At 37.8% G+C, this 12,727-nt stretch carries 8 protein-coding genes and 1 tRNA gene; 6 read left to right on the top strand and 3 right to left on the bottom strand.

The genetic code is table 11. The features are described 5' to 3' along the window. Nucleotides 1–10: 10 nt before the first annotated feature. From BLT95_RS07165 to bglX, 4 genes are read left to right on the top strand one after another with little or no spacing between them, the layout of a single operon-like run. Nucleotides 11–1,387, top strand: coding sequence for a glucoamylase family protein (locus tag BLT95_RS07165; RefSeq protein ID WP_089665423.1), 1,377 nt, complete (start codon nt 11–13; stop codon nt 1,385–1,387). A gap of 43 nt (nt 1,388–1,430) precedes the next feature. Further along, entirely contained in the window at nt 1,431–2,177 is a 747-nt protein-coding gene (locus BLT95_RS07160; RefSeq protein WP_347584289.1) for a prolyl oligopeptidase family serine peptidase, read from the top strand. A gap of 8 nt (nt 2,178–2,185) precedes the next feature. Next, a complete protein-coding gene (locus BLT95_RS07155) occupies nt 2,186–3,988 on the top strand; it encodes a family 43 glycosylhydrolase (protein ID WP_089666871.1) in 1,803 nt (600 codons plus the stop codon). Nucleotides 3,989–4,024: 36 nt separating this feature from the next. Beyond that, nucleotides 4,025–6,298: a beta-glucosidase BglX gene (bglX, locus tag BLT95_RS07150; RefSeq protein WP_089665421.1), complete on the top strand. Its 2,274-nt coding sequence runs from the start codon at nt 4,025–4,027 to the stop codon at nt 6,296–6,298. Nucleotides 6,299–6,358: 60 nt separating this feature from the next. Here the strand turns inward: bglX and BLT95_RS07145 are convergent, their stop codons facing one another. The 3 genes from BLT95_RS07145 to BLT95_RS07135 are packed head-to-tail and all read right to left on the bottom strand — an operon-like array spanning nt 6,359 to nt 11,013. Further along, complete coding sequence (locus BLT95_RS07145) at nt 6,359–8,929, bottom strand: glycoside hydrolase family 2 TIM barrel-domain containing protein (protein ID WP_089665420.1); 2,571 nt, start codon at nt 8,927–8,929, stop codon at nt 6,359–6,361. 3 nt (nt 8,930–8,932) lie between these two features. Next, nucleotides 8,933–10,111, bottom strand: a complete 1,179-nt coding sequence (locus tag BLT95_RS07140) for a histidinol-phosphatase (protein ID WP_089665419.1) — start codon at nt 10,109–10,111, stop codon at nt 8,933–8,935. Continuing rightward, complete coding sequence (locus BLT95_RS07135; protein ID WP_089665418.1) at nt 10,108–11,013, bottom strand: alpha/beta hydrolase; 906 nt, start codon at nt 11,011–11,013, stop codon at nt 10,108–10,110. The genes BLT95_RS07140 and BLT95_RS07135 overlap by 4 nt, the downstream gene beginning before the upstream one ends. Before the next feature lie 103 nt (nt 11,014–11,116). On the opposite strand from BLT95_RS07135, the gene BLT95_RS07130 reads away from it, so the two are divergent. Continuing rightward, entirely contained in the window at nt 11,117–11,566 is a 450-nt protein-coding gene (locus tag BLT95_RS07130) for a GatB/YqeY domain-containing protein (RefSeq protein ID WP_089666870.1), read from the top strand. 72 nt (nt 11,567–11,638) lie between these two features. Continuing rightward, nucleotides 11,639–11,712 (top strand) — tRNA-Arg (locus BLT95_RS07125). The last annotated feature ends 1,015 nt before the right edge of the window (nt 11,713–12,727 follow it).

Here is a 12,727-nt window from a genome sequence, read left to right as displayed (position 1 = left end):
AATCATCTAAATGATAAATAGATATTTATTAATACTATTTGGAATTTTTCTACTTACATCCTGTAAGAATGATCAGAAAGATTCTAAAAATACCGATGCCAGAAAGTCTTCTGAAAAAGAACAAATTTCAGAAGAAGCTTTATTGGACACCGTTCAAAAACAAACATTAAAATATTTCTGGGACTACGCTGAACCAAATAGTGGAATGGCCAGGGAAAGATTTCATCCCGATGGTGATTATCCAAAAGATGATGCCCATGTAGTGACTACAGGAGGTTCAGGATTTGGTCTCATGGCAATTGTCGCTGGAGTGGAGAGAGATTTTATCTCTAGAGATTCTGCAGTAGCGAGGTTAGATAAAATTGCAGATTTTCTGGATTCTACACCAAGATTTCATGGTGCATGGTCCCACTGGCTTAATGGTGAAACGGGAGAAGTTCAGGCATTCGGAGAAAAAGATAATGGTGGCGACATTGTAGAAACCTCCTTTTTAGCACAGGGATTTCTCGTGGTTAGAGAATATCTGAAAAATGGTTCAGAAGAGGAAAAAGCAGTCGCAGCTAAGTATGATAAACTATGGAAAGGTATAGAATGGAATTGGTATACAAATAATAAAAATGGTATTTACTGGCACTGGTCACCTGTTTATGAATGGGAAATGGATTTTAAGATAGAAGGCTATAATGAATGTCTAATTACTTATGTACTGGCAGCATCTTCTCCAGATCACGCTATCGCTCTTGAAGTTTATCATAATGGATGGGCCCGTGGTGGAAATATCACTACAAATACAAAAGCTTATGGTTTACCTTTAATATTGAAACATAATACCCGGGGAGATAAAGCTGGGCCACTTTTCTGGGCTCATTATTCCTATTTAGGCTTAAACCCGAAGGGCTTATCAGATAAATATGCGAATTACTGGGATCTTAATGTAAATCATACGCTGATTAACTATGAATATGCGCAAGAGAATCCAAAGAACTTTAAAACCTATAGTCCAGAATCATGGGGTCTAACCGCCAGTTATACCCGAAATGGAGATGATGGAATTGGATATACCGCGCATTCTCCAGACACCGATAAAGGTGTCGTGTCTCCAACTGCCGCTATAAGCTCTATCCCTTATACTCCTCAAAAATCTTTAGCGGCCATGAGGTACTTCTATACAGATCTAAACGATCTTGTTTGGGGACCTGCCGGATTTTACGATGCGTTTAGCCTGGAAGGTGAAGAATGGGTTGCGCCAAGATACCTTGCCATAGATCAGGGACCAATGATAGTAATGATAGAAAACTATCGTTCTGGGCTTATCTGGGATCTATTTATGGGTGCCCCGGAAGTACAAAAAGGACTCGAAAACTTAGGATTTACATATGAAAAATAGATTGAAATATTTACTGATAACTTTTGGGTCGATATTGTTATTGTTGCCTCTAACATTAGAGGCTCAGACAAAAGGAGATTTTAAAAAGGAACATTTCATTTCTGAAAATGATACGCTGAATTATAGAATTCTTTATCCAGATAATTTTTCTGAAGAAGAAAACTACCCGGTTGTACTTGTTTTGCATGGAGCAGGAGAAAGAGGAGATGATAATGAAGCTCAGCTGGTTCATGGCAGTGATCTTTTTCTGAAAGCAGAAATTCGTAAAGAATTTCCAGCGATCGTAATTTTTCCGCAAGCACCTAAAGATGATTATTGGGCCAAAGTGGAGGTGAAAAGAGATACCGTACCCTTCCAATTCGATTTTAAAAATAAAGAAAAACCTACTGCGTCTTTAAATCTTGTAATGAAATTAATGGATTCGCTGGTCGCTAAGAAATTTGTTAATGATAAAAAGGTTTATGTAGGAGGACTTTCTATGGGAGGTATGGGAACTTACGAGATCCTATATAAAAAACCTGAAATGTTTGCGGCAGCATTTGCCATATGTGGCGGGGCCAATCCAGAGATCGCTTCAGAATATCAGCAAGGGTTAAATATCTGGATCTTTCATGGTGAAAAAGACGATATAGTGCCTCCTGGTCTATCAAAAGATATGGCAAGAGTTATAAATCATCATGGAGGTAACGCAAAACTGTCTCTATACCCTAATGATAATCACAATAGCTGGGATTCAGCATTTTCTGAACCTCACTTGTTGCCATGGTTGTTCTCAAATCAAAAGCAATAAAAAGTACAATGAAATATTTCAAGATACTCATATTATCCATCTCACTTTTCAGTATAACCGCTCATGCGCAGGAAGCGGTACCTCAAACCTATATTAATCCTCTGGATATAGATTATACATACATGGTCTATAATTCGAGCAAGAATATTTCATATCGCTCTGGAGCAGATCCTGCTGTGATCGAGTATCGTGGGGAATACTTTATGTTCGTTACCAGATCTTTTGGCTACTGGCATTCTAAAGATTTGATCAACTGGGAATTTATTAAACCTGAAAAATGGTTTTTTGAAGGTTCTAATGCGCCAACAGCATTTAATTACAAAGATTCCCTGGTTTATTTTGCAGGTGACCCTGCCGGGTATGGAAGTATACTTTATACCGATGATCCAAAAAGTGGAAAATGGACTCCTACCGCTTCAATTTCTAATAATATCCAGGATTCAGAATTATTTATCGACGATGATGGCGAAACTTATCTTTATTGGGGCTCTTCTAACGTACATCCATTAAAAGTAAAAATGCTTAATAAGGATGATCGTTTTCTGGAAACCGGGGTTCAAAAAGAACTTATCAATCTAGTAGAGGAGGAGCACGGCTGGGAACGATTTGGTGAAAATAATTTCCATCCAACTTTGAAAGAAGGATATATGGAAGGTGCTTCCATGACAAAGCACAATGGTAAATACTATTTGCAATATGCTGCGCCGGGAACCCAGTTCAATGTATATGCAGATGCTGCCTATGTGGGAGAAACGCCGCTTGGGCCGTTTAAATACATGAAAAATAACCCCATGAGTTTTAAACCTGGCGGTTTTACCAATGGTGCCGGTCACGGGGTAACGATGAAACAAACCAATGGACAGTACTGGCATTTTGCGACGATGGCCTTAGCATCTAATTCTCACTGGGAACGCCGTTTAGCCATGTTCCCTACTTATTTTGATGATGAAGGATTGATGTACACCAATACCAGTTATGGCGATTATCCGCTTTATGGTCCAGATCATCCAACCAAAGCCGGACAGCATAGCGGCTGGATGTTATTATCTTATAAGGGAAAAACTACCGTATCCTCTTCTCAAATGCAGGTTAGAAAAAGTACTTCTACCGATGGGGAATTTGATATTACTCAAATGCCACTGAAGAAAAATACTGAGGGTGAAATTACTTCTGAAGTTTTAACCGATGAAAGTCCTAAGTCATTCTGGGTTGCTGAAGCCAATGATGAGAAACAATGGATTGAAATTGAAATGCTCGAACCCGGAAATATTTATGCTTTTCAACTGAATTTCCACGATGAGGAGTCAGGAATATATACTCGAACTGAAGGTTTAAGGCATCGCTTTACGCTGGAGGTATCAGAAGATGGAAATAATTGGGAACCTGTGGTAGACCGAAGCAAAAGCTATGAAGATGCACCCAATGCCTATATCACCCTAAATCAACCAGTAAAAGCTAAATACGTTCGTTATAATAATATAAGCGTTCCCGGAAAAAATTTAGCATTATCTGAAATCAGGGTGTTTGGTAAAGGTTTAGGCAAGAAGCCCGTTAAAGTCAAAGGATTTGAAGTTTCACGTGAAGATGATCGTAGAAATGCGTCTTTTTCCTGGCAGCCGGTAAAGGGTGCACAGGGTTACAATATTCGCTGGGGAATCGCTCCAGATAAACTATATCATTCCTGGTTGATCTACGATGAAAATGAGCTTTTTATGCGCAACCTGGATCGTGATACCCAGTATTACTTTAGTATTGAGTCTTTCAATGAAAATGGTATTTCAGAAAGAACGGAGACGATATTAGTCAAATAAATCGAACAACTAAATAAATAACCAAAAGAAAAGAAAATGAAGAGAACGTATTTATCGATATTCTGTATAGCTTTTATGGGAATTTCATTCCTATCGGCGCAGGAAAAGATTCCGCAGGTAGAAGAGTTGCTTGCTAAGATGACGCTCGAGGAAAAAATAGGGCAATTGAACTTACTAACTCCCGGTGGCGGTATTGCTACAGGTTCTGTAGTAAGTGAAGATGTAGAAACTAAGATTAAAGCAGGGAATGTTGGTGGCGTATTTGGAGTGTCAAGTCCGGAGAAAGTAAGACAGGCACAGGATATTGCAGTAAAATCTTCGCGTTTGGGGATCCCTCTTTTAATTGGTTCAGATATTATTCACGGTTATAAGACCACCTATCCTATTCCATTAGGATTATCTTCCAGCTGGGATATGGAGTTGATCAAAGAAGGAGCACAGATAGCGGCAAAAGAAGCCACGGCAGACGGGATTAACTGGAACTTTTCACCAATGGTAGATATTGCCAGAGATCCTCGATGGGGTCGAATTGCTGAAGGTGCCGGGGAAGATCCATATTTGGGATCTCAGGTAGCAAAAGCGATGGTGCAAGGTTACCAGGGAGAAGATCTTACCCAGCCAAACACAATGATGTCTACCGTTAAACATATGGCACTCTATGGTGCAGCTGAAGCTGGAAGGGATTATAATTCGGTAGATATGAGCCGTTTAAAAATGTTCAATGAATATTTTCCTCCTTATAAGGCTGCCGTAGATGCAGGTGTTGGAAGTGTGATGACCTCTTTTAATGATATTGATGGAATTCCCGCTTCAGGAAATAAATGGCTTCTAACCGATCTTTTAAGAGAAAGATGGGGCTTTGACGGCTTTGTGGTTTCAGATTATACTTCAGTAAACGAAATGATCGCGCATGGATTGGGTGATCTTCAGGCGGTGTCGGCATTGGCAATTAATGCTGGTTTGGATATGGATATGGTTGGGGAAGGATTCCTTACCACTTTGAAGAAATCTGTTGATGAAGGTAAAGTTTCAGAAGAAACTATCACGATAGCAGCACGGCGAATTCTTGAAGCTAAGCATAAGCTAGGATTGCTTGACGATCCTTATCGCTATTCAGATGAAAGCAGACCGGAAAAGGATATTCTTACTGAAGAGAACAGAAGTTTTGCAAGAAAAGCTGCCACAAGATCATTCGTACTTTTAAAGAAGCACGAAAATACTTTGCCGCTTGCCAAAAATGCAAATATAGCTTTGATTGGTCCACTGGCAGATAATAAGAATAATATGCTTGGTACCTGGGCACCAACGGGGAATCCGCAATTATCGATACCCATTCTGGAAGGTCTTAAGAATGTAGCACCTAATGCTAAAATTACCTATTCAAAAGGAGCAAACATTTCTGATGATTCAACATTTGCAAAAAAAGTAAATGTTTTTGGGGAACGAATAATGATCTCTGAAGAATCTTCGGAAACACTTCTTGATAATGCGATGGAAGTTGCAGATGCTGCAGACATTATTGTTGCCGTGGTTGGTGAAGCGACTGAAATGAGCGGGGAAGCAGCTAGTAGAACAGATATCACGATTCCAGATTCTCAGAAAAAATTAATAAGGGAACTTTCCAGTACAGGAAAACCAGTGGTACTTGTTTTAATGAGCGGTAGGCCTTTAGATATTTCAGAAGAAATGAATCTTCCTGTGAGTATTTTACAGATATGGCATCCCGGAGTGGAGGCAGGAAATGCAGTTGGAGATGTTTTATTCGGAAATTATAATCCTTCCGGAAAACTGACCAATAGCTGGCCTAGAAGCGTAGGGCAGGTGCCTGTTCATTATCGTATGAAAACTACGGGAAGACCTGGACCTGAGAGTGGTGAGTTTCAGAAATTTAAGACCAATTATCTTGATTCACCAAATTCGCCATTACTGGCCTTTGGATACGGTCTTAGTTATACCACTTTCGAGTATAGCGATGTAAAAGCGAGTTCAGGCGAACTAACTGCAAATGGTAGTATTCAACTAACCGCCACGGTTACTAATACCGGTGATTTTGGTGGCGAGGAGATCGTGCAGCTTTATACTCACGACAAAGTGCGGAGTATCACTCCTCCAGGTAAAGAATTAAAAGCTTTTAAAAAGATCATGCTGAAAAAAGGAGAGTCGCAAGCTGTAACTTTCGAAATAAGCGCAGCAGATCTTAAATTCTATAATTCAGATTTGAAATACGTTGCTGAACCGGGTGAGTTTGAATTTTTTATCGCAGGATCTTCAGATGCTGACTTTAAAGGTTCTTTTACCTTAAAAAAATAAAACTTAGTTTTAGTTTGTTTAGCCCCGGTTGTAAACTTTTACTCCGGGGCTTTACTTTTACTATAGTTTTTCCAGCTTTATTCCTGAAAGGATGGTATTGCCATTCTTTGGTTGAAACTCCACATTTATTTCATTTTCAGAATCCATGGTGTAATTGAGTTCTACAGCACGAAGAGCCCCGTAATCCCTGGCGAGGTTTAAATTTTCTTCAACCAAAGTGCCGTTGATCCTTATATCGAACATTCTAAGTTTTTCGGAAGCATTAGAAGCATCAGACCCAAGATTGTAGATATTCTCTCTTGAAGCTCCCCGATTGGGTTCAGTAAAAAGAAGAGAGATTCTGTACTTCCCATCTGGCACATCAAATTTGTAATTTTTGATATCCTCTCTCATCGTCTGAAATAAAGGTTCGTTTGTGGTGGCTTTAATATTTGAAGCACTTCCCTGAAATTTTGTTTCTGACTGTTGATAGGAATGACCACCTACGTACCCAAAAGAATTTTGGATGTAGGGTTGATCATTTATCCAGATTTCGCCGGTTTTTTCATCTGTAAAATCACTGTGGCTTCCCACATTAATAGTAAGCGGCTGATGTTTGATATTCTCAATAAGGTTCTCCCTGAATTGAACCTGAATTATTCTGGAATGTTCTGAATTTCCGGCTGTGGCTTTAAGTTGATGTATATTTTCTGATAAGTTTAGCTGAAATTCAGCAATATTATCTATGACTTCAGAACTTTTCCTAAGCGTATCGTTCACAGTCAACTCAACCTTTTCAGAATTTGCAAAAACTTTGATAAGTACCGGCTGATCTTTTTTGATGATCCTGTTCTCAAAATTCTTTCCGGCGATATAAACAAAATCTTCATTTGTCAAACTTGCTTTATAATAATAGTAGACGTCCTTAGGTTCACGATCAAAATTCACCAAACCTTTCTGATTGATGAACGGTCGGCTGTCCTGTCTCCCGGAAGAACCAAAATCAGCAAAATTCCATGCTGCCATGCCCAGCATATAATCTCTTTCCATGATCTGGTTGAGATAACTTACGTGACTTTTCAATTGGTAAGCCTCGCTATAATCCCAGGGTTTTGGATCGTTCGTTTGTATTCTTGAGTCACTTCCCGGGCCATATTCTGAAATTAATAGAGGTCTGTTTGGATAATTTTTATGTTGATTATCCAGAAATCTTCCAAGATTCTCAAGTCCCTGGGTGTACCATCCAAAATAAAGGTTCCATCCAATCACATCAGGGATATCTGCAATTCCCGAAGTATTATAGATGTCATTTTCATGCAAAGCCATAACGCTAAGTCTGGTAGTATCCAGTTTTTTGGTTTCAGCCTCTAGTTTTTTAGCAAGTTCAACACTAGTAGCAATTTTCGCTTTTTTATCGGCCTCGCTCATATCGCCAGTAAAAACCAGCCTGATAAAGATCTCGTTCATATAACCCCAAAAGACAATGGAAGGATGATTATATAGTTGCAGGATTTGCTCCCGCTGCATTTCTATCGAATTCTTATGATATGCTTTAGAATCGGTTACATCATTAATTACGGGTATCTCTGTCCAAACGAGCAATCCAAGCTCATCACAGATACGGTAAACATCAGGATCCTGCGGATAGTGGGCCGTTCTAATAAAATTGGCGCCCATGTCTTTGATCATTTGATAGTCCTTTCGATGAATTGAATTGGGAACAGCATTTCCCATATTTTCAAAATCCTGATGCCGGTTGGCTCCAATTAATTTTATAGGTTTCCCATTCAGAAAAAAACCTTTTTCAGGATCGGCTTTAAACCAGCGACAGCCAAAATTTGAAGTATAGGAATCCAGGATTTCTCCCGATCGGGAATCTATAAGATCAGCTTTTAAATTATAAAGATTAGGTTCTTCTGGTGACCATAACTCAGGATTCATGATTTCAAAATCAAGGGAGAGTTCTTCAGCTTTTAAGGAATGCTCTCTACTTGAAACTGGATTACCGGATGGATCTGTGATCTCAACTTGAAGTTTTAAGTCCTCATGATAGTTTTCAACCTTAGTATCAAAAACTACTTTTGCCAGTTCTTCGCTTACTGCAGGGGTTTTGATTGGGAAATTCCCTGCAGATTCACCTTCCAGCTGAAAATGACTTTTTCCTGTTACAATTAATTCGACATCACGATAAATTCCGCCGTAAAAATTAAAATCGGCTTCCAACGGAGGGATATCTGCATGATGAGCGTTGTCTAGCTCAATCCTTATTTCATTTTCGTTTTCATATTTTAGATAATCTGACAGTTCAAATATAAAACCTGTATAACCTCCAATATGTTCGCCAGCGAGCTGGTTATTTACAAAAACTTTAGTCACCTGGTTTGCTCCTTCAAATTTTATAAAAACATTCTTCTCCTTATAATCCTGAGGTATGAATAGTTTCTTCTTGTAAGTTCCTTTTCCCCTGAAATAAGCTCCATCATTAAAGGCATCCTCGGCGTTCCAGGTATGCGGGATATTTACTGTTTCAGGGTTTTCAGAATTTTCCAGCTGAAACTCCCAACCAGAATTGATGGTTTTTACTACTCTCTGTGCCTGGGTCTTAAACCCGATTAGGAATATGATTATCAGTAGATAATTGAAAAATTTCATATGTTATTTTTTTGAAACAGGTTGTGTCCACGCAACTTCTGTATCTCCTACTTTGTACGGGTTTTTCTTTTTCTTGTCTGAAATGATCTTTGCTCTTACAAACAGAACATCTTCTGGAATTGTAAAAGACGCATTGGTTGTTGTGGTGGATTTGAGAATTTCACTTTTGGTAGATCCTTTCCTAACTCCAATAAATTGAATTTCATAATTTATACCTTCTTCTGATTTTATTCCAATTGAAAGTTCATTGCCATTGAATTCAAGTTTTGATAATTCAATTCCCGTACTGGCGTAAAAATCTCCAGCTTCCAGAGCATTGATGATCGCATTTGGACTAAGTTCTCGAGATCTAACTTCTACCCAGCCTCGGCCCGCGTTACTCCATTTGGATTCGAATTTATGATAATGATGACTGTCATCGGTGGCAATTCCCAGTAATAGAGGTTTTCCCATGGCATGGTAGGCGATATTCACCTTATCCCACATTGTTTCTGTACTATCATGAATACTGTCGCCATAATTGTTCACGTATGGATGACCATTGAAAACTTCAAAAAAGCGTTCACCGTTAAGTTGTTTAATGTCTTCTGCGGTGATGGCATAGGTGAAATTTGGGTGATTTAAATGTTGGAGCACAGGTTGGCCGATTTCCTTTTCCTGTGCTTTAATGGCATCAAGATTATTCTGAATAAGTTCAACGATCGTCGCACCTTCTTTAGGTTCTATAACATGCTCAATATTGATCGCTCCCATATGCACTGCCTTATCATCGAGATATGACGTGACTTCTTCGGCTTTAAAGATCATGAATTGCTCTGGTTCTTCAAAGAGTGGGCGAAATTCTGACAATGTTTTAAGTTTTACTTTTAAGCCATCTGAATTTTTCTCAAATTTCGTCCAGTCATCTCCATACTTATTTATGTAATTTTTAAACGCATTCTGGTAAAGAGAATCAGGCGAAATAGCTTTCCATTTATCCCCTTCAGCAATAATATTATGATCTGATAATGCCACAAATTGATAATCATGATCTTTATACCATTGCATGATCATTTCTGGAAACTCATCACCATCACTCCAGTAAGAGTGGGTATGCAGGTTTCCTTTATACCATTCGCTTTTTTGAGCTGTAACGGCAGAAACCAGAAGGATTAGTAGAATTGGTAATAGGGATTTTTTCATTTGTAAATATGGGATTGAATCTTATTATTTTTGAAAACTACGCTACTAAGAAAATCGAACACCTGTGGAAGTTCATTAAAAGGCATTCCTGAAATTTCATGTCTGGCACCTTCATATGAATAAAAGAGGTAAGAAGTTCCCAGATTATGAAGTTTCTCAACAATGCTTTTAGAACCGTCTAATATTAAATATCCAGGTTTGCTATTTTCACAATAATGGTGGGGAGCAGTTGCGTAGGGAACCAGATTGTCATCAGTTCCATGAAAAAAGATCCCTGGAACGGCCTGCTTTTCATTTAAGTATCTTACATCTACAATAGCACCGGCAAGGGACATCACTGCTGAAAATTTAATTTCAGCATATTTTTCAGGATTCTCAAACATTAAATCGGGATTATAAACAGCATTTAGCACTGCTTCAGCACCGGCGCTACTTCCACCAACGATTATTTTATCTGAATTGATATTGAACTTTTCAGCATGATCTTTCATGAATTTAACCACATCCATAAAATCTTCCGCAGCAAATTGAAAGGTCTTTAATTTTCCTGAAGCTTCAAAATCACACCCAAAACCATTTTCCTTTCCTTTTCTAATAAGTCGGTAAGAAATAAGTCCAACCGTATACCCTTTTGAAGCTGCTATTTTTGCAAATTTCACCTCCTGATGATTTTTAGGGCTTCCACCAGAAAATCCACCCCCATGCATAAAAAGGATTAGAGGTCTCTTTTTTTCAGAATTGACAGGCTGATAAATGTCAATTATAAGTTGCTCACTCTCCTTTTCTGCATAAATTTCGGTTTTAACATCTGCTACTTTGTACAGGCTATCTATATATTTTTCCTGAGCTTCAATACTTTGAAAACTTAAAATGAGCATGCAGAAGTATAAAATTCTTTTCATGGTATTGATTTATTAGAAACCTTGAATATACTCAATTTTGAAGGGATAATAAATGGTAAATTCAACAAGAAAATTTTATCTTCGCACCAATAATTTCAAGATTATGAGTTTACAGGAAAAAGTGATGGTTGAAATGAAGGCTGCGATGAAAGCCAAGGATAGTATGAAGCTTGAAGCTTTAAGGGCTGTAAAGGGAGCTATCTTATTAGCAAATACTGAATCTTCGTCTAAGGATGGTTTATCTGAAGAGGAAGAGAATAAAATTCTGCAAAAACTTGTAAAACAACGTAAGGATAGTGCCCAGATTTATAAGGAGCAGGGTAGAGAAGATCTTGCGGAACCTGAATTGGCACAGGCTGAAGTTATAGAGCAATTTCTGCCAGAACAAATGAGCGAAGCTGAAGTTGAAGCTGAAGTTGAAAAGATCATCGCTGATACCGGAGCTTCTGGAATGCAGGATATGGGAAAAGTAATGGGTATGGCTACTGGAAAGCTAGCTGGAAAGGCTGATGGTAAGACAATTTCCATGATCGTGAAAAAGAAATTGAGTTAGGTTAAAAGTGAATAGTGAAAAGTTTCAAGAAAGGTTTTTAGGAACGATTTAATTTTCTGATAACTGAATAACGGCCCCGTGGCGCAACTGAATAGCGCATCAGATTTCGGCTCTGAGGGTTGCAGGTTTGAATCCTGCCGGGGTCACGAATAAATAGTTCAATAAGAAAAAACGCCAAGCTCGCTTGAGCGTTTTTTTGTTTGAATTATTTTCAAAGCGTAGCTTTACTGTATATGTGCAGCAAATCCTCACGGTTAAACTGATTAAAAAAATAAAACGAATTAAAACTCTTACGAAAAAAGCCGTAAAGCAATTAGCATTACGGCTTTTTTATTTAAAAATGCCAGACCAGATAAGCAAACCGACCCTACTCAGTTTTTTTATCTATTTCGGTCTGGCATGGTATGTAAATTTATTTTAGCCTATCCATTACAAATGGATTTAAAGCTATTATTTTTTTAATAGAATTTTTATGGTTTCCCATAGTCAGAATGTTTTGATGAAAAAATCACCGGAAGGCGAAAATATGGAATTAGTAGTGTTTTAGGCTATTTTGAACAATAGTTTTTCATGATTCCATTAAATTTTAAGTAGGTTCGCTCAAATTTTAGTTAGTATAAAAATAAGGGAAAACCCCTATAAATTAACTTTTTTATCATCTCTAATTTTAATCTACCAATAAGAACCAATAGATTATGATACAGGATTATAGTAATATTTACCGGAATATAGTTTTAGGTTTAAGTGTAGTGCTTGCAGTATATGTAGTATTTAAATACCTGACCTAAACTTTTTAATTATTAAAAATTTTCAAAGCACCTACTCTATGCATTAGAATTTAATTTTAATGCAGGAGTTTCTCTTGTTTATTGTTGAACGTAAATAATGTTTATTTGCAGGTAAGCGTTATAAAAGAGCTATCACTTCTTTACAGATCTATTAATAGGATAGATTTTTATAAAAAAAATTCTTTATTTGCTGGTAACTAGGTTTTTATGTTTTTCGTCGTTAATATTTAGCATCTCTTCGAAAAACAAAATTTCTTCATACAACGACTTATAAAATTCTGTTAATTTGATCCTACTATTGTGTTTTGGATTGCGCCCTAGATTTCTGAAGCACAAAAAGATACCTTCCCCAAAGGTTTAGATTAGTTCACAA

The sequence above is a fragment of the Gramella sp. MAR_2010_147 genome (assembly GCF_900105135.1).
In the GTDB taxonomy this organism is placed as follows: Bacteria; Bacteroidota; Bacteroidia; order Flavobacteriales; family Flavobacteriaceae; genus Christiangramia.
This window is presented reverse-complemented; position numbering and strand designations above follow the sequence as displayed.